We start from the raw sequence: 23,809 nt of genomic DNA on the forward strand, positions 1-23,809 counted from the left end.
CACAGAACCGTGATCGTCAAGCATCAGCGGAACTCGACGCGCCTCGCCCCGGCCGGGATCACCACCTCGCGGCCCTTCCACTCGCCGCGCCGCCCGTCGATGCGCGGACGCGGCGGCAGGTCGACGCCCTCGGGCCACTGCACCACGAACCCGCCGGGCGGCGTCGCGCCCGGCTCGAGGATCAGCACCCTGACCGCCCCGTCCTTCCTGAAGCTGTAGCTCAGCGACCCATAGGCGGTCCGCACCTCGCGCGCCCCGACACCCGTCGGGCTGTCGACCCAGTCCAGCGGCAGGCCTGCCGCCAGCACCAGGGCGTGGTCGCTGTCCCGCTCATAGACGAACAGGTCCAGGGCCGAGCGGATGTAGTCCGAACTGATCCAGGCATGGGGCATGTCGCCGATGAAGCGCGGTTCGCGCAGGTCGCGACCCACCACCTCGGCCCAGCCGTTCCAGGCCTGGGGCCGGCGGTCGGCGAAGAAGAAGTCCAGCGCCCGCATGGCCCGGTCCCTCTGGCCCAGCCGCACGAAGACCCCGACGTTCCTCAGCTCATAGGGAGTGTAGTCCTTCCAGGCGTTGCGGTTCTCCTGCCGCGCCGTGAAATTCTCCCAGTATTTCTCGAACGTCCGCTTCATCAGCCCCTGTGGCAGCTCCGCCTGCTCGCCCGCGGGCGACAGGGCGATGGAGGTCGAGGTCGCGTCGAAGTCGCCCCGATCCGCCGCCCCGGCGATGAAGTCGATGTGGTGGCGGATGGCCGTGCCGGTGATGGCGTTCCGGATGTCGGTCCGGAACTCGTCGCGCGCGGCTCCGAACCGCTGGGCCGCCGCCGTGTCGCCGAGCGTCTCGGCGATGAAGACCGCGTCCTTGTAGCCCAGCAGGCCCCAGAAATCGTCCCAGAAGCTGAAGGCCGCCTTGTCCGAATAGCCCTCGTGGCTGATCGTCGGCGGCAGCAGTCCGTACAGATGCCGCGTCTCCCGCGTGCGGTTCTCCGGAACCCGGGTCGAGGCGCGCAGCGTGTCCATATAGGCGACCGCCGCCTGGACCTGCGGCCAGACCGAGCGCAGCAGGGCCTCATCATGGGTGTAGCGATAGGTCTCGGCGGCCAGGAAGATGAACTCCCCGTGGCTGTCGTTCTCGGGCACCGGATCGGCCCCGCGCTGATCCACACAGCAGGGCACCTTGCCGTCACTGAACACATAGGGCGCATAGAAGCGCAGATAGTCCGCCGACAGATCGGCATGGCCCAGCCGGTCCAGCCCCTCGGCCATCATGGCCCCGTCGCGGATCCAGCTGCGGTTATAGGACCGCGTCCCCGGCTGCAGCCTCGGCCCCTGCCGCGACATCAGCATATGGGCCAGCGAGGTCTTCATCGTATCCGCGATCCTCTGCCCCTGCGGCGGGGTGATCAGATCAAACCGGTCGAGTTTTTCGCGCCAGGCGGTCTCGACCCCCATCTGGGCGGTCGCGATGGCGGCCAGGCTGACCGTCGCATCCCCGCCCCGCCCTTCGAGCGCCGAGCGGATGCCGAAGGTCCGCGTCTCGTTCGGCGCCAGGGTCACCTCATAGATCATCGCGCCCGAGGCCAGACCGGTCGCATCTGTCACCGCATCGGGCGTCCGCCGCCCGGTCGCCAGCAGGCTCTGCGGATCGGCGCCCGCGTCGAAGACCGAGGCCACGAAACGGTCAGGCCTGACCACCGGGATCACGTCCCGGCTGCCCGCGATGGTCAGCTTCGTCCCGTCATAGCCCATGGCCGTGATCGGGCTGGCTCCGCCCGGCACGGCCAGGAACTGCACCGGTCCGTTCACCTGCATCGGCCGCGCCGCCAGCGCCAGGCTCAGGGTGATCGGGCGGCTCGAGGTGTTGGTCAGGTCGTAGCGGCCATAGATGGCCCCGTTCTGCGCCGTCCCGTCCGCGAAGGCCGTCACCTTCAACGTCCAGCCCTCATGGGTCCAGGTCACTGTCGGGATCGGCAGATAGCCGTCCACCAGCCCCTGTTCGATCCGCACATCGGCCCAGGTGACCAGACGGCCGTTGTCCAGCACAAAGGGCTCGACCGACGGACCGCCGCGCCTCAGCTCGATGGCGCCGTCTTCCGAGATCAGCCCGCTCTCGCCGCCGCCGTCGACGCCGACTAGGGTCCAGTAGGGCTGTTCCCCGACGAAGCCGCGCGGATAGAGGCCCCGCCGGCTCTGCCGCGCCACCGCCGACAGGAAGGCCGTCTCGTCCTTGCCGAAGGCCAGCGGTTCGACGGTCACTTCGGACAGGGCGTAGGACGTCTGCGCCGCCTCCCGCCCCTGCCCGGCCCCCATCTGGGCTCCGGTCCGCGCCTGAACGGCGGGCGGCGCCAGGAAATCAAACCGGAGGTATCGCCCCGAGGCTTCCGGCGTCCTCAGCCAGTCGGTCCCGCCGTCGCCCTGATCGACCTGGGCCAGCGCCGTCCAGACCTCGCCGTCCGAGGAGGCCATGACCCGGTATTTCGTCGCCGACGACCGCTCGGCCCATTTCAGCGTCAGCCCGCCGAACTCCCGCTCATAACTTAGGTCCAGCGTCAGGCTCTGTTCGCCCTCAGCCGTGGACCGCCACACCGTCGCCGGGTCGCCGTCCACGGCATTGGCCGCCAGGGACATTCCGTCCTCGCTGGTCGCCGTCGCCAGCGGCCGCGGTGGGACCGCCGGCTCGGGCGGCAGTTCGCGTAAGCTCAGGTCGTCGACCTCTATGAAGCCCTTCCCGCCCTCGCCCGCCGTGACCACGAACTCGATCCGCTCGGCGCCCCGGAAGGCGTGGTCCGGGTTGGGCCCCCAGGCCCAGCTGACCTGCCGCTTCTTGATCACGAACTCGGTCCAGCCGTCGGGGAATGTGTAGCGCGTGGTCTGGCGCCAGTGGACGTTCTCTGCGGTCGCGTCGGTGAACTTGACCTCGAAGGTGTTCGACGGCCCGGCGCCACGCACCCGGAAGCGGATCTCATAGTTGGCCGGCGCGTTGAAACTCAGCGCCCGCGCCGCGAAGGCGTAGCCCGACTTGCCGTTGAAGTCGTAGTCCAGCCGCATCGCCCGGCCGCCGTCGGGACCCGCCACCGACGAAATCGCCGACGACACATCCGTCGAGGCGTCGGCCTTCCACGGCGTCAGATCCTCGAGATCGTCCAGCACCACGGGCGCGGGCGTCGCGGGCTCGGCGGGCGCGATCTCGACGAGGGGGGTTTCGACCGGCGCAGGCGTCTGGGCGAACGACGGCCCGGCCAGAACCGCCAGAACCCCAAACATCATCGCCGCCATGAATCGCATCTTTTACTCCGCTCATCCCCGTGAAGGCGGGGACCCAGTTCTGTGGGCGATCAGCCCTGCCGATCGTGCCCGATCGTTGATCCCACGCACCGTGCCTTACGAAAGCACTGGGTCCCCGCGTTCGCGGGGATGAGCGGAATTGAATGCTATCCCTTCACGCTCCCCGCCAGCATGCCGCGGATGTAGTACCGTTGCAGCGCCAGGAAGAGCAGCAGAACCGGCGCGACCGTGATCACCGCACCGGCCATCATCATCTCGGCGTCCTGCACATGCTCGCGCGACAGGGCCGCCAGCGCCACCGGCAGCGTATAGTTCGACTGGTCCGTCAGGATGATCAGCGGCCACAGGAAGTCGTTCCAGCTGCCCAGGAAGACGAACAGGGCCAGCGTCACCAGAATGGGCGTCAGGGTCGGCAGCACCACCGAGCGGAAGATCCGCCCCTCCGACGCCCCGTCGATCCGCGCCGCCTCCAGCATCTCCTCCGGGATCGACAGCGCATACTGCCTGACGAGGAAGATACCGAAGATCGACGCCAGCCACGGCACCAGCGCGCCGGCATAGGTGTTCACCAGCCCCACCGACTTCAGCATCAGGAACAGCGGCAGGGTTCCGATCTGCGCCGGGATGACCAGCGCCCCGATCAGCATCTGGAAAATCCGGTCCCGTCCCCGGAACCTCAGCTTGGCGAAGGCATAGCCCGCCGGCACGGTGAAGCCGAGCGCCAGCACGGTCGCCAGCGTCGCCAGCGCCAGACTGTTCCACATATACCGGCCCATGCCCTGATCGACGAACAGCTCGCGATAGTGCGACAGGGTCCAGACCTTGGGTAGCAGGGGCGGCGGGAAGGTCGCGGCCTCCCCGGTCGACATGAAGCTGACCGAGACCATCCAGGCGAGCGGGAACAGGACGATCAGCCCGATCAGGGCGACCGCGACATTCAGCAGGATGACGCGCAGCTTCACGTGTGGTCTCCCCCCAGCTTCCGCGACGCCCACAGCTGCACCATCGTCACCGCGAAGATGCACAGGAACAGGATGAAAGCCACGGCCGAGGCGGAGCCCAGGTTCCACCATTTGAAGCCCTCTTCGTACATGAAGTAGAGCACCGTCACCGTCGACTGGGCCGGTCCCCCCTGCGTCATCACATAGGGCTCGGCGAACAGCTGGAAGAAGCCCGCCACCGAGATGATCGAGACCAGCAACAGGGTCGGGGCGATGGCCGGCAGGGTCACATGCCGGAACTGTTTCCACGGCCCCGCCCCGTCGATCCGCGCCGCCTCATAGAGGTCGTCGGGCACGGTCTGCAGCACCGCCAGGAAGATCAGCATGTTGTAGCCGAAGATCTTCCACACCACGAACATCAGGATGGCCGGCACCGAGGTCGCCGGGCTCCCCAGCCAGTCCACCGCGGGCAGGCCGACCGAGGTCAGGATCCAGTTGATCACCCCGTACTTGGTATGGAGCATGTAGTTCCACAGCACCGCCGTCGCGACGAGGGTGGTCACATAGGGGGCGAAGAAGACCACCCGCCAGATCGGCCGCCACCGCACCGTCCGCGCGTTCAGGATCACCGCCGCGAACAGGGACGCCGCGATGGCCAGGGGCACGCCCAGCACGCTGAACCACAGGGTGTTCTTCATCGCCCCCCAGAACAGCGGATTGGTCAGCAGCCGCTCATAGTTCTGCAGGCCCACGAACCGCAGGTTCTTCAGATCGGCCAGGGCGTAGATGTCGAAATCGGTCAGGCTCAGCAGCAGGGCCGCGATCACCGGCACGGCGAAGAAGACGGCGATGGCGATCAGGGCCGGGGCGACGAACCCCCAGGCCGCACGCTCGCGGGCGGTGACGGTCGAGCTCATACCGCCCTCCCCTGTTCGATCATCCAGCGGCGCTTTTCCAGCAGCCGGTCGACACGTCGATTGATCTCGCGACCGGCGGCCGCGGGCGTGAACTCCCCGCGCACCATCCGCTCGGCGACGATCTGCATCTCGGCCGAGATCCGCTCCCACTCGGGCGCCTTGGGCAGGGGCTTGGCGCGGCTCAACTGGCCCTTGAAGGCGGCGATATAGGGGTCGTTGGCCACCTGGGGCGCGTTCCAGCCCGACTGGCGCGCAGGCAGGTCGCCGGTGATGACGTTGAACCGCGCCTGCACCTCGGGCTCCGACAGGTATCGGATCAGCTTCCACGCCGCCGCCTGCTTATCCGACGACTTGAACACCGCCAGCGACGACCCGCCCGGCGCCGAGGCCCCCGGCCCGCGCGGCCCCGGCACGCCCGCCGTGGTCCAGTGCGGCTGGATCGCCGGCTGAAGCTTCGCCTTCATGTCACCGATGGTCCACGGGCCGCTGAAATAATAGCTGAAATACCCGCGTCCGAACTCGGTCCAGACGTTGGAAATCTGCGTCGACGACGCCAGCGGCGCGAGCCCCTCGTCGAACAGGCTCTTGTAGAAGGCCAGGGCCTCGACGAACGACGGACTGGCGAAATTGCCCCGGGTCTCATTGTCCCGCAGCAGAGCATCGTCGCCCTGCAGGCCCAGGGTCTGCAGCTGCTCGAACTCGTTCACGGGCAACAGGATGGCATAGTTGCCCTCCCCCGCCGCCCGCTTGATCGCGTGCATGGATTTCTTCCACTCGGCCCAGTCCTGCGGCACGGCGTCGTAGCCCGCCTTGGCCAGGATGTCGGAGCGATAGAACAACAGCCGTGTGTCGACATACCAGGGCGTGGCCATGGCCTTGCCGTCGATCATCATCGTGCCCAGCACGGCGCCGAACTGGTCGGTCTGCAGGTCCGCCGCCTCGGCCGGGACCGGCGACAGGGCGCCGATGGCGGTCAGCTCGCCGATCCAGGTATTGCCCACCTGGCTGAGGTCCGGCAGCGACGCGCCTGCATAGGCGGTCAGCAGCTTCTGGTGCGCCGAGGTCCAGGGCTGGGCCTGCACCACCACCCTGATGTCCGGGTTGCGCCTCTCGAACTCGGGCAGGATCTGACCGACATTGGTCGCCTCATTGCCCATGGCCCAGAACTGCAGGACCGTGCGCCCGTCGTTCCGTCCGCACCCGCTCAAGGCCGCGCCCGCTCCCGCCAACAGGCCGAGCGCCGTCCGCCGGTCGGGCGCGAAGTCGGTCATGCCGCCAGCCACCCACCGGTGAAGCCCGCTGCCTCCAGACCGCGCCTCAGGTTGGGCTCGCCGTGCATGTGCCGCCAGATCAGCTCCGACCGATGGTTCTCGATCATCATCACGATCGGCCCCTGGTCGATACCCAGATAGTCGCCGTCCACCCAGCAGACGCCGGGCTCGATCCGCCCGTGCTGCAGCGGATGCTCCAGCACGTTCAGCGTCGGATTGAAGCTGTCGAGGAAGCCGTACTGCGTATAGATCACCGACCCGTACTTCGCCTTCATCGCCTTGATGCAGGGCACGACGATCTCGGGCGCGAATGCGATGGAGGCCGCCGCCGCCGTCGGCGCGATGGTGCCGTCGTCCCGGTCGCCCGGCCCGCGCGCCGAATAGCTGAAGAACTCGCGCTCCTTGCCGTCGATGGTCTGTTTGAAATCGCCCGGCCCGTCGCAGGCCGTCAGGCCCCAGATCTCCGACGAATAACCCCAGCCGCCGACGTTGTCGGTCGCATACTGTTTCTGGGCATAGACGGCCCGGCGGCTGTTCTCGAAATAGTCGAGGGTGTCCCCGCGCATGGCCGACTGGCCGCGCATCCAGGCGTCACGAATGCCGCGGAAGTCCACGAACATGTGGCTGTACTGGTGCCCGAACAGGGGAGCGAACTCGAGGTAGCGGTCGGTCTCGCGCTCCACGAAGCTGCGGTCATAGCTGGTCACCCACTCCGACCAGACCCCGGCGTCCACCGGATGGGTCGGGCTGCCCATGGCCATGAGCAGGATCAGCATCCCCTCGTTATAGACGTACCAGTCGGACGGGATGTAGCCCGTGTCCGGATGCCAGCCCATGGTGATCCGGTTCGGCCGCACCACGGCCCAGGGCCATTCGATCCTCTCATAGATGGCCTGGACTCGCTCGCGGATCTCGCGCTCCTCGGCCGTATCGCGGTCGAAGTAGCGGGCGGCGAACAGCATTCCGGCGACCAGCAGGGCCGTGTCCACCGTCGACAGCTCGGTGCGCCCGAACCGCAGCCCGGTCTCCATGTCGAGAAAGTGGTAGAAAAAGCCCTTGTAGCCGGCGGCGTCATGCTCGCCCGGCCCCTGCGGCAGCTCCCAGAAGTAGCGGACAGTGGTCAGGGTCCGCTCGCGCGCCTCGGCCCGGGTCATCCAGCCGCGCTCGACCCCCACCGGCCAGCAGCTCAGGGCGAAGCCCACCGCAGCGATGGAGCAGAAGGATTTGGTCGGCCAGCGGTCGGGCGTCAGTCCCGTCTTGCGATCCGTGACGTCGACGAACCACTGGAAGGTCTTGCGCTGCAGATCGTCGATCTCGGGGTCCAGCCGTTTGGCGGCCGGCAGGCGCACCCGCTGGGCCGCGAACGCGGGCAGCGCCGCGGCCGAGGCGGCGGCGGCGACGGAGCCCATCAGAAACAGACGACGATCCATGGGGGACTCCTACGCGAAATCAGGCACGAACGGGGGACGGAATAAGAAAAAGCCGCCCCCTGCGAACAGGGAGCGGCACAGTCTCAGGGGAGAACTCAGAAGGTGTAGCGCAGGCCCACCTGGAAGCTTCGCGTCGGCAGGAACTGGGCGTTCGGCAGCCCGTAGGTCGAGCTGTTGTAGCCCCCGTCGAACGACGAGTAGTTGTGGAAGTCGAAGATGTTGATCGCGTCCAGCATGAACTCGACGTTCTGGCCTTCGAAGGTCTTGAACGACTTGGACAGGCGCAGATCGACCTGACGGAAGGCGAAGTTCAGACCCGGCAGGAAGGCCCGCTTGTCCGGACGCCCGCCGTTCCAGCAGATGTTCGGATTGGTCGCGTTGGGGCAATCGAAGACGTTGTACGGCAGGCCCGAGCCCAGGGTCACGATACCCGACAGACGGAAGTCCATCGGCAGACCCAGGGTGCCCGAGGCCACGATACGGTGACGCTCGTCGGTGTTCGACGGATATTCCGGCGACAGGCCCGGGGTGTTGTAGTCGAAGTCGAAGCCGGTCAGGCCCGAGTCACGGCTGCCGTTCTGGGTCGCCTTGGACAGGGTGTAGGCGATGTTCACGCCCCAGTTCGATTCGCGGTCGAAGGGCTTGTCGATCGTCAGATACAGGGCCTTGAACTCGGCTTCCTTGTCCTGGTTCTGGAAGAAGATCAGGTTGTTGAACTCGGGGTGGCCCACCGAGGTCGGGGTCGGGCCCGAGAACCGGTCGCCGGTCGCCGAGCCGGCGTTGGCGATGTACCAGGCCGACAGATTGACCGTCTTGGAATAGGCCAGGGTCAGGGCGGTCTGGAAGATGCCGACCTTCTGGCGGACGCCGAAGTTGAACTGGTCCGTCCGCGGCGGCTCGGCGTTGTTGTTGACCAGGAAGATCTCACCCGCGCCCGGCGTCGCCGCCAGCAGCGGATCCAGACCCGCCGCAGTCAGATAGGACGGGTTCCAGGCCACAGTGTTCACGCCGCTGACCACGCCGCCCGTCTGGGAGAAGAAGATCTGCTTGTTGAACTGGGTCGGCTTGAAGCGCTCGTCGAAGGCGAAGTTGAAGCCCAGACGGTCGTAGTAGCGGCCGGCGCCGCCGAACACGACCGTGCGCTCGTCGCCGAACCAGTCGTAGCTGAAGCCGAAGCGCGGCTGGAAGGCGCCGGTGAAGGCGTCGCGATCACCGTCCGAGATATAGTCGTTCGGGTTGAAGTAGGACGGGAAGTCATAACCGGGCAGCGCCTGGATCTTGGCCAGGGTGTCGCGGATATTAGCCGGGGTGACCCAGTCGTTGTTGACCGCATTGTCCTCGTAGTCCCAGCGGATGCCGAGGTTCAGTTCCAGCTTGTCGGTGATCTGCCAGTCGTCCTGGAAGTAGAGGCCCAGGACATTGTTGTCGACGTCGGCGGGCGGCACGAAGGCGCCCAGCTGCACCGCCACCGGGATGTTCGTCCCGCCCAGGCCGCTGGTGCCTGCGATGTCATAGGTGAACTGCGGGTTCCGGCCGAACTGCTTGTTCACGAAGTAGTTCTGCATCGAGTACTTCACGCCCATCTTCAGGGTATGGATGCCCATCCATTGCAGATCGGGGATGGTCAGCTCGTCCTTGAAGGTGTGGCTTTCCTGCTCGACATACTGGTTGTCGCTGCGGCCGCCGTCCGAGAAGATCGTGTCGACCCGGTTGTTGATGTCGAACTGGAAGCCCGGTGTCGTGGCGCTGTTGTCGCGGAAGATCGCATAGGTCCGGCCGTAGTCGCTGAAGTTCAGCGCGGTCGGGTTGTAGGTGTACGAGAAATAGTCGTAGCTCGCTTCGTTCAGGAAGCGGTCGCCGGTGTAGGTGTGACGCGCATTGATCGAGCGCACATCGGTGTTGGTCTGTTCGGCGCGCGAATAGGCGGTCTGGCCGCCGAAGCTGCGGATGTCGTTCTCGCTGCGATAGGTGCCGCTGATCTCGAACTTCTGGCGGTCGCTGATCTGCCAGGACAGCTTGCCGAACAGCAGGTCTTCCTCGAACGGCGCGGCATAGGTGCCCAGCTCGGAGGCGAACTGGGTCGTATAGGCCGGGTTGTTCAGGAACACCGAGTTGGCGCGTTCCTCGTCCTTGCGCTCATAGGTGACGAAGAAGTTCAGACGGTCCTGGATGATCGGGCCGCCCAGGGCGAAGCCGTACTGCTTCTTGCTCAGCTCGGGCTTGTCGTCGCCGCGACGCTGGGCGAACACGTCCTGACCGATCCAGTCCTGGTTCTGGTAGGTGCCGAAGATCTCGCCGTGGAACTCATTGCCGCCCGAGCGGGTCACGGCGGTGATGATGGCCGAACCGGCCTGTTCGTACTCGGCCTTGAAGTTCTGGGTGATGACCCGGAACTCCTGCACGCCCGCCTGCGGGAAGGGGTTGCCGCGGCTGTCGTCCTGACCGGCGACGCCGCCGTCAATGATGGTCGACTTCTGGTTCTGGCCGTCGACGAAGACATTGATCGCCTGGGCCGACTGCCCCCCCGCCGAGATGGTGCGCTCGCTGTCGCCTTCAGTGACCCGCACGCCCGGAGCCAGGGCGGCGAAGTTCAGGAAGTTGCGGTTGATCTGCGGCAGGTTGTTGATCTGCTGCTGGCTGACGCCGGTGGCCACTTCCGAGGTGCGAACCTCGAAGATGCGGCGGCCCGTCACGACGATATCGCCCACCGCCGAGGCGTCGCTGGAGGAGGCCACGGTCGCCGGAGCGACGTCGAGGTTGAGCGTCCCGACCTGGCCGGTGGCCAGGGTTACGGTGTCCGAGGCGGTCGAGCCGTCGGCGCTGGTCACCTCGATCCGGTAGGTGCCCGGGCGCAGGCCGGTCATGACATAGGCGCCCTGGTCCGAGATGCGCGCGCGCGAGACGAAGCCGGTGGCCACGTCGGTCGCGGTGATCGTGCCGCCCGGCTCGGGCGTGGCGCCTTCCGTGACCACGCCGCGCAGGGTGGAGTTGGTCGCCTGGGCGTTGGCCGCGCCGGCCGTGGCCAGCAGGGCCGCCATGGCCAGGGCCGAAGCCCCCATGACGATACGGGTGCGAGTGTTCATCCTAGACATCCTGGATTTCCCCCATGAGAATTTCGCCCGGCGCGGTGGGTTTTGCCTCCGCCGGGGATGAATGGGCCGATGCATCGGCCGTGCTGGATCCGCGCACGACGAGGGTCGGGCGGAGGATTTCGTTGTTGGCTTCTTCGCTGTCCGGCGCCTGGATCAGCCCGACCAGCCGCTCCACGGCGTGCTTGCCCAGGCCTGCGATGTCGATGCGCAGGGTAGTCAGGGCGGGCCTGACCAGCTCGGCGATCGGCACGTCGTCGAACCCGACCACGGCGACCTCCTCCGGACAGCGGACGCCCGCCTCCTGCAGGGCCAGCAGAGCGCCCACGGCCATCATGTCGTTGGCGGCGAAGATGGCGTCGGGCCGCTCGCCCGAGGCCAGCATCCGCGTCACGGCGCGATGGCCGGACCCTTGGGTGAAGTCCCCGTCCAACACCTGGGCGACCACGCCCGACCCGGCCAGGGCCTCGGCGTAGCCGGCCAGCCGCGCCTCGGCCTCCAGGTTGCCCGAGGGGCCCGAGATATGGGCGATCCGGCGACGGCCCAGGCCCAGCAGATGTTCCACCGCCGTCATGGCCCCGGCGCGGTTGTCGATGACGATCGAGGGCCGGGCCGCATCCATCGCCCCGCCGTTCATCAGCAGCACTGGCGTCCGTCCGGCCAGGCTGGCGGTCAGGCTGGCGGCGTTCAGATAGGGCGACAGAACGACCAGTCCGTCGACCCGGCCACGCATCGAGCGGATCGCCGCCGAGGCCTCGTCCGCGTCGTCGTGCGAGCTGGAAACGATCAGGTGCAGGCCATGGGCCCGCGCCGCCACATCCATGCCGCGGATCAGCTCCGAGAAGAACTCCCCGAACAGGTCCGGCAGGATCACCCCGACCGTGTCGGTACGGCTGGTCGACAGGCTGCGGGCGCCGGAATGAGGCACGTATTTCAGGAGGTCGACGGCCTGCAGGACGCGCTGGCGGGTCGGCTCATTGACCACGCCGACGCCGTTCAGGACGCGCGAAACCGAGGCCACGGACACGTCCGCGTGGCGCGCCACGTCACGGATCGTCGCCGGCTTCACGCCGCGAGTCCGTACGCTGAAGGCTGGCCGCCCGATGATCCCAACTGCGTTTTCCCTGTCACCCTGATCGTGCCGGCCTTCTTATCGAAGGTCCGTCGACATGAACGATGTAAGCGGTTACATGGCACATTCACCGGCGGCCCCGCAAGGGCCGTAGTTTGGTCACAACCCCAACCGCCGCAGTAATGCGGTGCAGCAAGGTTCGGTTCCGTACCGTTCACCCCCCTGTTCCCCAGCTTTGCAGGCCCCTCCCCTGATGACCTCCAAATACCTGTTTCCAGACGATTTTCTGTGGGGCGCGGCGACCGCCGCCTATCAGATTGAGGGCTCTTCCATGGCCGACGGCGCGGGGGAATCCATCTGGGACCGTTTCGTCCATACGCCGGGAATGATGGCCAATGGCGACACCGGCGACACAGCCTGCGACCACTACAACCGCTGGCGCTCCGACATCGATCTGATGACCCGGCTGAACCTCCAGGCCTACCGATTCTCCGTTTCCTGGAGCCGGGTCATGCCCGAGGGGCGCGGCCGGATTAACCCGGCGGGCCTCGACTTCTACGACCGCCTGGTCGACGGCCTGCTGGAGAAGGGCATCACCCCCCTATGTACCCTTTATCATTGGGATTTGCCCGCCGCGCTCGACGATCGCGGCGGCTGGCTGAACCCCGATATCGCCGACTGGTTCGCCGACTACGGTCAGGTCCTGTTCGAGAAATTCGACGGCCGGGTGAAGACCTGGGGCACCATCAACGAGCCTTGGGTCATCGTCGACGGCGGCTATCTGCACGGCGTCCTCGCCCCCGGCCATCGCTCGGCCTATGAGGCGGTCATCGCCGGCCATAACGTCCTGCGCGCCCACGGTGCGGCCGTTCGTCGCTATCGCCAGGTCGGCAAGCACGACATCGGCATCGTCCTCAATATCGAGCCCAAATACCCGGCTTCCGACCGGCCCGAGGACGAGGCCGCCCGCCGCCGCGCCGAGGCCCAGATGAACCGCTGGTTCCTCGATCCCCTGATGGGCCGCGGCTATCCGGAGGAGCTGAAAGACGTCTACGGCGACGCCATGCGGGACTTCCCGTCCGAAGACTTCGACCTGATCGCCGAACCGACCGACTGGATGGGGCTCAACTGGTACACCCGCGCCGTGCCCGAGAATGCTCCCGACGCCTGGCCCGTCCGCGCCCGGCCGGTCAAACAGGTCCAGCACGCCCACACCGAGACCGGCTGGGAGGTCTATCCCCCCGCCTTCACCGACACCCTGGTGTGGCTCCACGAACAGACCGGCGGGAAACTGCCCCTGATGGTCACCGAGAACGGCTCGGCCTGGTACGACCCGCCCCACGCCATCGACGGCCGCATCCACGACCCGATGCGCGTCGACTACCTCCGGAACCACCTCAAGGCCCTGCACGACGCCATTTCAAAGGGCGTCGACGTGCGCGGCTATATGGCCTGGTCCCTGCTCGACAACCTCGAATGGTCTCTGGGCTACGCCAAACGCTTCGGCATCACCCACGTCAACTACGCGACCCAGGAACGGACCATCAAGGACTCGGGGCTGCTGTACGCCGAGGTGATCCGGACCAACGGCGGGGTGTTGGGTTAGGCAGCCCCAAAACACCGTCATCCTCGGGCTCGTCCCGAGGACCCATGTCTCCGATGTCCGGAAAGGGATCGTATGCGGAGATGCGTCAGCGTTTGATCTCCGCCGTCCGATTTGCTGATCGCTGGGTCCTCGGGACAAGCCCGAGGATGACGGATCCGGGCTGAGCCCCCGGGCCTATTGCGCCATCCGGAACTTCACCGACAGCAACCCCGTCTCCCCGACCTGATGGGTCTTCAGCCAGCCCTCGGAGATGACGCCCTCCTCCAGCCCCATCATGGCCGCCGCGCCGAAGCCGACCCCGGCCGGACGCTCGGACACTGTCTCGCAGGCCTCAAGCCGCCGCTCCGGCCCCACGCGGCAGCGCAGGACCACATCCCCGGCCCAGACGCCGCTCTGTAGCGCGCCTTGCGGAAACTCCAGCCGCGGCCTCCGCACCCAGTCCGGGGCGATCACCTGTGACGACACGGCCTGTTCCGTCGGCGCCGGCGCCGTCTGGGCCAGAGCCGGGGTCGCGGCGCCCGTCAGGGCGGCTACGGCCAGCAAGGCTGTGCGCTGGATCATGGTCGTCTCCCCCGAGTTCCGGTGAGAGCAGGCTTCCGCCGACCGCCGATGTCAAGTCGGCTTCCTCCTCAGCCTGACCGGATCAGCCCCACAGGATTCTCAAGGCAAACCTCAGCGCGATCACGACGAAGACGATCACGGCCGCGATCACGGCGATCAGACGCCACCCCGGCCTGGCCCGGCTCAACGCCCGGCCTCCGCCGCCATCCGGAACAGGCCGAAGGCGATCAACCACAGCACGGTGAACACAGTCGTGCCGAGGGCGACCTCGTAAAGGCCCGCGCCGCCCGGCGAGGCCCAGCCCAGAGGGAGTGCGACCGCGCCGATCAGCATCTGCAGCGCCGCCGCCGCGAACATGGCCCGCGCCATGCCCATCGGTGTGAACCGCCCCAGCACCGCGCCCACGACCGCCGCGCCGATGACGCCGAGGAACAGCAGGTTGGCGGGATTGCCTTCATCGCCGAGGAAGCCCACCGCCCCGCAGACCCACAGCAGCAGGACGCTGGCCGCCACCGCGATCAGGGCGCCGCCCTTGTACGCCAGCCCGCCCGGCGCCCGCATGGCCAGTTCGACCAGCGCGCCCGCCACCGCCAGCATCCCGCCGGCGACCAGATAGTCGAACCCGGTCCAGGGCGCGTGGAAGATCAGCGGCAGCAACAGCACCGTCACCGCCCCGCCCCACATCGGGATGCGCCACATCCCGCTCTCGATCAGCCGCGTCATCGCCCGTCTCCCTCTCCGGCGGATATCACGGGTTCACGGATGCGCCCGTTCCAGCCGCCCGTCACGAGGACGACCGGAGGCCTTTCCGTGCAGAAGCTGTGCAGAGAAGATCACCCCCTCCCAGAGGGAGAGGGCTTGAGGCTCGGAGAGCCGCAGGCGATCCGGCAGCCGAAAGGGTGAGGGGTTCAGTCGCCCACCGGTGCGGGCATAACCCCTCACCCTCCCACTCACTGCGTTCGCGGGCCCCTCCCTCTCCCTCCCGGAGAGGGGCCTCGCAGTCATTCGACCACCCGCCCCTTGAAATCCCGACACTTTCCGGCAACCGCGCCCTTTCGGCTAAGCACCCCACCTACAGGTGCTAAAGTCCCCCTCTGGTCTTTGAAATCACCGGCACAACACACTGCGCCCTTGCACTCCCATTGCACGTCAAGTGCAAATCCTTACCGCAATAACGATACTGCAATTTCAATGCACAAGGAGACAAACCTCACCTTACGCCTTCAAAATTGCACCTTTTGCACCCGCTTTTTTTGCGTGCAAAACCGCTCCCGATCACCGCGCCTTGCGCCGTCCGTACAGCTGTTCGATCAGGTCCAGCCGACCGGCCTCGGGCACCGGCCTGATCACCGGCCCGTCGTTGGTGAACTCCAGCAACAGGTCGGGCTCCGGCCTCAGGTCGGGCCAGCGCAGACGGCCCTCGCCGTTCGGGTCGCCCTCGCGCGCGAACTGCAGCCAATAGCCGCTCATCAGGTCCGCCGCGCGCTGGTCGCGCTCGTCGGTCGCCCAGGGCGAGGCGCTCAGGGTGTCGAAGACGTACTGACGCTCCGAGGCGTGGGTCGCCCCCGCGTGCGGCTCGTTCATCGCCGCCGAGACCACGTCGAAGCGGTAGAGGAAGGTCGGATGGCCGTTCTTCGCATGCAGCCGGGCCAGATGCCGGGCCGGCTCATTGAACACCAGGTCGCTCAGGACGTGGGCGTCATAGCCCTCCTGCCCGCCGTAGCCGGTCAGGAAGGCGGCCTTCTCCTCCGGCGTCAGGGCGTCGTCGATCTCGCCATAGGGGGTCAGGTCCGACGGTTTCATCCACCAGAACTCGGCCGAGTTGGTGCCGATGATCAGGGGCACGGGCGCCTCCCGCCCGGCGGCGAAGGCGGTCTCGACATCCTCCTTGATGACCACGCCGTCGTTGAGGATCAGGTCGCCGCCGTAGAAGCTCGGCGCGGGCTGCAGCAGCCGCTCGGCGGGCACGGCGCGCAGGGCCTCGGCGGTCGGCTCCACCCCCGCCGCTTCCGCCCAGGCCGCGCCCCGCGCCCGGGTCGAGCGCGGCGTCTGGCCGCTGGCTTCGGCGTCCGCCACATCCTCGAGCGCCACCCCTTGCTGGCGGCCCAGGCCGGACTCGACAATCACCTTTGAAAACAGTCCTCTAGCCTGCTCGGCGACCATCAGCTGGGTCACCGCCACGCCCCCGGCTGACTCGCCGAAGATCGTCACCTGCTCCGGGTCGCCGCCGAAGGCCGCGACATGGTCCCGCACCCACTGCAGCGCCAGGATCATGTCCATGACGGCGTAGTTGCCGGCCGGCTCCCCGGCGGGTCGTTCGGCCGCCAGGGCCGGGTGATCGAAGAAGCCCAGCCGCCCCAGACGGTAATTCAGGGTCACCACCACCACGCCCCGGCGGGCCAGGCTGGTCCCGTCGTACAGGGCCGCCGTGCCCGAGCCGTTGATGTAGCCCCCGCCGTGGATCCAGACCATGACCGGCAGCGGATGGTCCCTCTCCTTCGGGGTCCAGACGTTCAGGGTCAGGCAGTCCTCGCTCATCGGCAAGGGTCCGACGCCGTTGTCGCCATTGGCCGGCGGCTGGATGCAGATGGCCCCCACCTGACCCGCGTCGCGCGGCCCGGTCAGAGGCGCGGCGGGGACCGGCGGCCGCCAGCGCAGCGGCCCGATCGGCGGCTGGGCATAGGGCACCCCCTTGAAGCTCTCGACCCCGCCGCTCTCGCGCCCGATCAGCGCGCCCCTGCCGATGGTCACGGTGGGCGAAGCGGGGGGCGGCGGGTCCTGCATCGGTGTGGTCATCAGAAGGGCGGCGCCGAGGAGGGCTGTCAGAGGCATGACCCCACCCTAGCGACCCGGGCCGCATCGCCCAACCCCGCCCGGCTGACGGTCTCGTGACCGTTTGGCGCCGTATCGGCGACAGACCATTGAACCGAACGCCAAGCTGTGCGTTTAGACGCGCGCATAGTGGGGATGGCGTTGAAAGAACTGGCTAAGTCCGGCGACCTGGGCGCCGACCTCGCGGCGGCGTTCGACGCCTCGCCGAACCCCTATATGCTGCTGACGCCCGAGTTGCGCTACGCCGGGATGAACCGCGCCTACCTCCAGGTCACCCAGCAGACCCGCGAGGCCCTGATCGGCCGCTACGTCATGGAGGCCTTCGACGGCGGCGGCGACGACCACAACGCCAAACGGCTGCTGGGCTCGTTCCAGAAGGTGCTGGCGACGGGAGAGGCCGACCACCTGCCGGTGCTCCACTACGCCATACCCTTGCCAGACGGCCAGGGCGGCTCCCACTATGTCGACCGCTACTGGAGCGCCACCCACAGCCCGATCGTGGACGCCGACGGCAAGCTGCGCTTCATCCTTCAGCACACCACCGACATCACCGAGCTCCAGCTGTTGCGGCGGCAGGCGCGCGAGGGCGGCGGATCCGAGAGCGCGCTGGACGCCATCGTCGGCGGCGGCGTCATGGCCCGGGCCCAGCGGGTGCAGGAGGACAACCAACGGCTGGAGGTCGAGCGCGGCCGCCTGATCGACATGTTCATGCAGGCCCCGGGCTTCGTCGCCGTCCTGAACGGCCCCGACCACGTCTTCGAGATGGTCAACCCGGCCTATGCCCAGCTGGTGGGCCACCGCCCCGTGACCGGCCTCGACATCCGCGTCGCCCTGCCCGAGCTCCAGGGTCAGGGCTATTTCGAGCTGCTGGACGACGTCTACGCAACGGGCGAGCCGTTCGAGGGCAAGGAGAGCCAGGTCCAGCTCCAGCACACGCCCGGCGGCCCGGTGACGACCGTCTGGCTGAACTTCATCTACCAGCCGATCCGCGACGGCGACAGCCGGATCACGGGCATCTTCGTCCAGGGCCATGAGGTCACCGACAGTGTCGTGGCCGCCCAGCGCCAGAAGCTGATGATCGACGAGCTGAACCACCGGGTGAAGAACACCCTGGCCACGGTCCAGTCCATCGCCATGCAGACGGCCCGGTCCCACGACGATCCGAGGACGTTCGCCGAGAGCTTCCAGTCCCGGCTGATGGCCCTGTCGCACACCCACGACCTCCTGACCCGCAGCCATTGGGAGGGCGCCGACCTCGCCGAGATCCTGCGGCACGAGACCGAGGCCCACGACGCCAACCGACTGGTGGTCAACGGCCCCCCGGTGGCCCTCGGCCCCGCCGCGGCCCTGTCTCTGGGCATGATCTTCCACGAGCTGGCGACCAACGCCGCCAAGTACGGCGCCCTGTCCAATGCCGACGGCCGGGTGTTCGTCGATTGGTCCGTGGCCAACCAGGCCGACCGCCGCCTGACCATCGAATGGCGCGAGCTCGATGGTCCGCCCGTCACCGCCCCGACCCGCCGCGGCTTCGGCAGCCGCCTCATCGAACGCAACGTCCGCCACGACCTTGGCGGCGAGGCCGAACTCACCTACGCCGCCGATGGCTTGCGCGCGGCCATCACCCTTCCGCTCGACAGAGGAAACGATCAATGACCCAAGCACTGGAAGGCCGGACCATCCTGGTGGTCGAGGACGAGTCCCTGGTGGCCATGCTGCTGGAGACCATCCTCGAAGACATGGGTTGCGCCACCCTCGGCCCCGTCTCGACCATCGACGAGGCCCTGTCGGTCGTCAGCGACGGCGCACCCTTCGACGGCGCCCTGCTGGACGTCAATGTGGCGGGCAAGGAGGTCTTCCCCGTCGCCGCCGCCCTGAAGGAACGGGGCGTGCCCTTCGTCTTCTCGACCGGCTATGGCGAGGGCGGCCTGCCCGAGGAATGGCGCGGCCATCCCACCATCCAGAAGCCCTTCACCGAGGACGCCGTGCAGCAGGCCCTGATGAAGGTGCTCGGGGTCAGCGCCTGAGACCTAGCGCCTGAGGTCCTTCAGCACCGCCTTCGCGGCGTTGTGCCCCGGCGCGCCCGTCACCCCGCCGCCGGGATGGGCGCCCGAGCCGCAGAGGTAGAGGCCCGGGACGGGCATCCGGTGGTCGGCATGACCTAGCACCGGCCGGGCGCTGAACAGCTGGTCCAGCGTCAGCCGCCCGTGGAAGATGTCCCCGCCCACCAGGCCGAAGCGCCGCTCCAGATCGCGCGGCCCCAGCGCAAGCCGCCCGACCACCGAGGCCTTGAAGCCCGGGGCGTGCCGGTCGACCGTCTCGATCATCAGGTCCGCCACCGTCTCGCGATGCTCATCCGCCAGGTCCGGCGAGACGTGCTGGCAGAACAGGCTGGCGACGTGCTGCCCCGGCGGGGCCAGGCTGTCGTCCAGGGTCGAGGGGATCAGCATCTCGATGATGGGGTTCTGCGACCAGCCGTGCAGCCGCGCCTCGGCATGGGCCCGGTCCATATAGGCCAGGCTGGGGGCCATGATGATCCCGGCGGTCAGGTGGTCGCCTTCCCCCGGCAAGCTCGCGAAGGACGGCAACCGGTCCAGCGCCACGTTCATCCGGAACGTGCCCGAGCCCGAGGCATAGCTCCGCATCCGCTCGCTGAAGTCGGCCGGGACCACTGCCGGATCGACCAGCCGGTCGAACAGCAGCCGGGGGTGCAGGTTGGACACGACGGCCCGGCCGCGCACCACGTCTCCGGCCTCGGTCACCGCGCCCACGGCCCGGCCCTTGTCGGTCAGGACCTCGGCGACGGGGGCCTCCAGCCGCACCTCGACGCCCTGTTCGGCGCAGGCGGCGGCCATGGCCTGGGTGATCGCCCCCATGCCGCCGAGGGCGTGGCCCCAGACCCCCTTCCTGCCGTTCACCTCGCCGAAGACGTGGTGCAGCAGGACATAGGCCGAGCCCGGCGTATAGGGGCTGGCGTAGTTGCCGACGATACTGTCGAAGCCGAACAGGGCCTTGATCGGGTCGCTCTCGAACCAGCCGTCCAGCCAGTCGCCGGCCGACTTGGCGAACAGGTCCAGCAGGTCGCGCCGCCCCTGGACGTCCAGCCCCGCCGCCTGCCGCCCGAGGCCCGCCGCACTGGCCAGCTCCGGCAGGGCCGCCATCCAGCCGGCCACTCCAGTGTCTGGGGTCATGTTCGGCGGCGCCTTCAGGATCCAGTCGCGCAGCACCGCCGCCACGACCTCCAGCCGCCGCTCGTACTCGGGCAGGCGCTCCGCGTCCCGCGCCGAGAACCTCGCCACCTCGCCCTGCGTCCGCCCCTCCCCGGCCAGCAGGTACTGACCGTCGTCCAGCGGCAGGAAGTTGGAGACCTTGCGCTCCACCACTCGCAGGCCGTGCCGCGCCAGCTCCATGTCGGCGATGACCCGGGGGTTCAGCAGGCTGACCGTGTAGCTGGCGGTGGAGTTGCGGAAACCGGGGTGGAAGGTCTCGGTCACGGCCGCCCCGCCGACCACGCCCCGGCGCTCCAGCACCGTCACCTTCAGCCCCGCCCGCGCCAGATAGAAGGCGCAGACCAGCCCGTTATGCCCCCCGCCCAGAATGACGACGTCGGTGGTGCTGGTGGTCATCGGCGGCCCTCGTTGGACCCGAGGCCTAGCGCGCGCCGTGGGCGGAGGGAAGCCGCCAGAGAGCGGCGGAGGTCGCCTCAGGCGGCGCGCGAGGCCGGCCGCCGCATCTGCCAGCCGGGCCGCAGATAGAGCACCACCCCCTCGGCCTCATCGCGGGCGCGCTGCCGGTTCAGGGCCGACAGCCGTTCCACGACCGCCGCATCGGTCAGGCCTGGCGGCCAGCCGTAGGCCGCCTCCACCAGATCGTCGATCTGGCGCTGCAGACGCCCCAGGGTGCGGATGCGGGCCTGGGTGCAGGTCGAGGCGGCGTCCGGCGGCAGCGCCTCCCCCGCCCTGACCCGAGCCAGCAGGTTGTAGAGCTCGGTCATCGTCAGGGCCGGCAGGCGCGCCAGCGTCTCCTGCCGGGTCCGGTCGAGGTCCTCGGCCAGCTCGGCCAGGGCCCGTCTCTGGACCTCCGTCAGCTCCGGGAAGGGGAAGGGGTCGAAGCAGCTGCCCTTCACATAGACAGGCCGGTCCTCCAGCCGCCCACCGAAGACCTCGGCCCAGCACCGGTGGGCGCGCGACGAGAGGACGCCCAGCAGCGCCGCGTCGTCACTGGCGACGCAGACCAGCCGGTTGTCGGGCACGAAGGCGGCGTCGACGAAGTGGAACCACCGGTGCTTGGCCACCTCCACCGTAGCGATGAAGCGGCCGAGGCCCGCCAGAGCCGCGCGCAGGGCCTGCCGCGGCTCGCCCGGCATCCACCAGCGGTCGCGATAGGTCTGGCGGCGGTTGCGGTCCCGCTCGGGCTTCACGGTCTCCAGCAGGTGCTCATAGAAGCCCGGATGCCGCCGCCGCGCCTCGGCCTCCGACAGGCCCGAGAAGTCGATCAGCATCAGGTTGCGTGACCGTTCGGCGGCGTCGCGGCCGTTCAGATAGGGCCGGGTCGGGGCCGTCTCGCTCCGCTCCGACAGGGCCGCCAGCTGGGCCGCCCGCTCCGGCGAGACGAGGAAGCCGGCGCCCATCAGCTGGACCCCGCGCGAGGCCAGAAGAGCGTTGGCCTTCAGGGGCTGGACCGGGGTCTGGTCGGGGCTGATCTGGAGGTTGGAGCCGATCACGCCCCGGGTCTCGTCGAGCGACAGCAGGGAGGCGCCGTCGGGGCCGCGCCGCTCGGCGACGATCCGGCCGAGACGCCCGGCCCGGTCCGACCGGGTCTTCTCCGCCACCGTGATCGCCACCCGCACCGAGGCCGCCGAGCCGCCGCTCCAGGGATAGTCGGTGACGGCATAGACCAGATGGATCGCCCCCTCCCCCTCCAGATGGCCGGCCAGCACCGCACGCGAGCCCTGCTGGGCGATGGAGTTGGTGGTCACGAAGCCGAACCGGCGCAGGCGCGACTTCGGTCGGGCCAGGATGCGGGCCGCCCGATCCCACCAGCACATGACCAGATCGGCCTGTCGGAACCGGCCCTGCCGCACGGCCCAGAGGTCATCGACATAGGCGTCGCCCAGCTGGCGGCGGGCCTGGGCGGCGCCGAGATAGGGCGGATTGCCTATGATGAACTCGGCGTCCGGCCAGTCGGACTGTCGAGGCGTCGACCCGCGTCGATAGAGGCCGGCGGGGGATCGCCCCGGCGCCAGCAGGGCGTCCCTCTGAACGATGGCCCCATGGCTGGCGCGCACGACCGAGATCCGGGTCGCGGCGGTTTCGACCCGTCGCCGGGCCTCGGACTGAAGGTCGGCGATGGTCATGACCAGACGGGCGATCCAGACCGCCCGCGGATCGATGTCCAGCCCCATGAACCGACGGCGCGAGACCCGACGCTGGCCGATTCCGGCCCGTCCCTGGTTGTCGGTCAGGTCCTCCAGGGCGACGAAGACCTCGGCCTCCAGGACCCGCATCATCCGCATGGCCACATACAGGAAGTTGCCCGAGCCGCAGGCCGGGTCCAGCACCCTGACGGTGCAGAGGCGGTGGTGGAAGCGACACAGGATCTGGCGCGCCAGGTCGGTGCGGCCCTGCCCCGCCCGGCGCGCGGCCCCGGCCCGGACCTCGGCCCATTCGGCGCGCAGCACCTCCATAATGGTCGGGGTGACCACCGCCTCGATGGTCGCGACGTCGGTGTAGTGGACCCCGCCCGCCGCCCGCTCGCCCGTCGTGAAGGCCCGTTCCAGCAGGGAGCCGAACACCGCCGGCTCCACGTCCCGCCAGTCCTGCCGCGCCGCCGCGATCAGCTGGTCGAGGTCAGCCGGGGTCAGGGCGATGGGCGCCACCGCGTCCAGCACCTCGCTGTCGAACCTCGGGATGGCCTGGCCGAGGATGACGCTGAAGCCGCCGCGCCGCATCTCGCGGAACAGCTGGGCGGCGGCCCGATGGAACTCCTCGGGCGTCCGGCGATAGCGTTCCAGCAGCCGCAGGAAGGCGTGGTTCTCGAACCGCCCGGTGCTGTCCGCGAACATGGCCAGGATGCACTGGGTCAGGAAGTTGGCGGCCTTGGACTGGCAGGCCTGACGGTGGACGGGGTCGATCTCGCTGGCGCCCGACGCGGCGGCGATGTCGGCGGCCAGGCGCGAGCCGATGATCGGGATCAGCCCCGCCAGGGCCCGCCCCACCACGGCCGTGACCTTGCGCACCTGAAGCGTCGGATCCAGCGAGTGCGGGTCCATCCAGACGCGGACCAGCCGGTCCCGTATCTCGGGCCGCCGCAGGTCCTCCAGCGCGATCCGGTGGCTCTCGGCGTCCGGGAAGGGCGCATAGGGGCCGCCGTCCGGGCCGAAGCTGGACCACAGCTCGATCGAGCGGCCGACGTTGACGATCACCAGGAAGGGCGGCCGGCGCTCCAGCCGGTCCGCATAAAACTCGGCCTGCCTCAGCCCTCTCTCCATGTCGCGCTCTAGCTGGCCAGACGAGGAGGCCGAGGCCTTGGTCTCGAGCACGAAGGCGCCCCTGCGGTAGCAGTCCGCCCGCATGCGGCGCTGCGACGGTCCCTCGCCGCGGAAGCGGAGGTAGCGTTCGAAGGCATAGTCCGGGTCGCCCACGATCTGGTCGTTCGGCGCGGGCACGCCGAGGACCCGGCAGAGCTGGATGATGAAGGTCTGACCGCCCGACAGCTCGCTGACCGTGGCGCGCGTCCAGGTGTCGATGAAGGTATCCAGATCCATGGTTGAGCCCCCAACTCGGGACCAACCTTAGATTAATTCACAA

At 68.5% G+C, this 23,809-nt stretch carries 15 protein-coding genes; 3 read left to right on the top strand and 12 right to left on the bottom strand.

Translation table 11 applies throughout. The annotated features are described in order from the left end of the window. Nucleotides 1-23 precede the first annotated feature (23 nt). The 7 genes from IFJ75_RS10045 to IFJ75_RS10075 form a co-directional block, all read right to left on the bottom strand. Nucleotides 24-3,275: a discoidin domain-containing protein gene (locus tag IFJ75_RS10045; RefSeq protein ID WP_225896767.1), complete on the bottom strand. Its 3,252-nt coding sequence runs from the start codon at nucleotides 3,273-3,275 to the stop codon at nucleotides 24-26. Nucleotides 3,276-3,430: 155 nt separating this feature from the next. After that, nucleotides 3,431-4,246 (bottom strand): carbohydrate ABC transporter permease, encoded by an 816-nt coding sequence (locus IFJ75_RS10050; RefSeq protein ID WP_207867815.1) that lies wholly within the window; start codon nucleotides 4,244-4,246, stop codon nucleotides 3,431-3,433. Beyond that, nucleotides 4,243-5,142, bottom strand: a complete 900-nt coding sequence (locus IFJ75_RS10055; RefSeq protein ID WP_207867817.1) for a carbohydrate ABC transporter permease — start codon at nucleotides 5,140-5,142, stop codon at nucleotides 4,243-4,245. Before IFJ75_RS10055 ends, IFJ75_RS10050 begins: the two co-directional genes overlap by 4 nt. Further along, nucleotides 5,139-6,413: an extracellular solute-binding protein gene (locus IFJ75_RS10060; RefSeq protein ID WP_207867818.1), complete on the bottom strand. Its 1,275-nt coding sequence runs from the start codon at nucleotides 6,411-6,413 to the stop codon at nucleotides 5,139-5,141. Before IFJ75_RS10060 ends, IFJ75_RS10055 begins: the two co-directional genes overlap by 4 nt. After that, entirely contained in the window at nucleotides 6,410-7,843 is a 1,434-nt protein-coding gene (locus IFJ75_RS10065; protein WP_207867819.1) for a glucoamylase family protein, read from the bottom strand. The genes IFJ75_RS10060 and IFJ75_RS10065 overlap by 4 nt, the downstream gene beginning before the upstream one ends. 95 nt (nucleotides 7,844-7,938) lie before the next feature. Beyond that, entirely contained in the window at nucleotides 7,939-10,926 is a 2,988-nt protein-coding gene (locus tag IFJ75_RS10070) for a TonB-dependent receptor (RefSeq protein ID WP_225896768.1), read from the bottom strand. 1 nt (nucleotide 10,927) lies between these two features. Beyond that, nucleotides 10,928-12,001: a LacI family DNA-binding transcriptional regulator gene (locus IFJ75_RS10075; RefSeq protein ID WP_207867821.1), complete on the bottom strand. Its 1,074-nt coding sequence runs from the start codon at nucleotides 11,999-12,001 to the stop codon at nucleotides 10,928-10,930. Between the two features lie 256 nt (nucleotides 12,002-12,257). Between IFJ75_RS10075 and IFJ75_RS10080 the strand changes: the two genes are divergently transcribed. Next, nucleotides 12,258-13,610 carry a GH1 family beta-glucosidase gene (locus IFJ75_RS10080; protein WP_207867823.1) on the top strand — a complete coding sequence of 451 codons (1,353 nt, stop codon included), beginning with the start codon at nucleotides 12,258-12,260 and terminating at the stop codon, nucleotides 13,608-13,610. A 174-nt stretch (nucleotides 13,611-13,784) separates the two neighbouring features. Here IFJ75_RS10080 and IFJ75_RS10085 read toward each other — a convergent pair whose 3' ends face one another. The 3 genes from IFJ75_RS10085 to IFJ75_RS10095 form a co-directional block, all read right to left on the bottom strand. Next, a complete protein-coding gene (locus tag IFJ75_RS10085; protein ID WP_207867825.1) occupies nucleotides 13,785-14,171 on the bottom strand; it encodes an invasion associated locus B family protein in 387 nt (128 codons plus the stop codon). Between the two features lie 183 nt (nucleotides 14,172-14,354). After that, the gene (locus IFJ75_RS10090; protein WP_207867826.1) at nucleotides 14,355-14,894 is read right to left on the bottom strand and encodes a hypothetical protein; all 540 of its coding nucleotides are present in this window, start codon (nucleotides 14,892-14,894) and stop codon (nucleotides 14,355-14,357) included. Between the two features lie 552 nt (nucleotides 14,895-15,446). Continuing rightward, a complete protein-coding gene (locus IFJ75_RS10095) occupies nucleotides 15,447-17,003 on the bottom strand; it encodes a carboxylesterase/lipase family protein (RefSeq protein WP_207867828.1) in 1,557 nt (518 codons plus the stop codon). Nucleotides 17,004-17,138: 135 nt separating this feature from the next. On the opposite strand from IFJ75_RS10095, the gene IFJ75_RS10100 reads away from it, so the two are divergent. Then, nucleotides 17,139-18,656 (top strand): sensor histidine kinase, encoded by a 1,518-nt coding sequence (locus tag IFJ75_RS10100; RefSeq protein WP_207867830.1) that lies wholly within the window; start codon nucleotides 17,139-17,141, stop codon nucleotides 18,654-18,656. After that, entirely contained in the window at nucleotides 18,653-19,027 is a 375-nt protein-coding gene (locus IFJ75_RS10105; RefSeq protein WP_207867831.1) for a response regulator, read from the top strand. The genes IFJ75_RS10100 and IFJ75_RS10105 overlap by 4 nt, the downstream gene beginning before the upstream one ends. Nucleotides 19,028-19,030: 3 nt before the next feature. Here the strand turns inward: IFJ75_RS10105 and IFJ75_RS10110 are convergent, their stop codons facing one another. Then, nucleotides 19,031-20,626: a phytoene desaturase family protein gene (locus tag IFJ75_RS10110; RefSeq protein ID WP_207867832.1), complete on the bottom strand. Its 1,596-nt coding sequence runs from the start codon at nucleotides 20,624-20,626 to the stop codon at nucleotides 19,031-19,033. Between the two features lie 77 nt (nucleotides 20,627-20,703). Beyond that, a complete protein-coding gene (locus IFJ75_RS10115) occupies nucleotides 20,704-23,766 on the bottom strand; it encodes a class I SAM-dependent DNA methyltransferase (RefSeq protein ID WP_207867834.1) in 3,063 nt (1,020 codons plus the stop codon). Nucleotides 23,767-23,809 lie beyond the last annotated feature (43 nt).

It is taken from the genome of Brevundimonas goettingensis, from assembly GCF_017487405.1.
GTDB lineage: Bacteria > Pseudomonadota > Alphaproteobacteria > Caulobacterales > Caulobacteraceae > Brevundimonas > Brevundimonas goettingensis.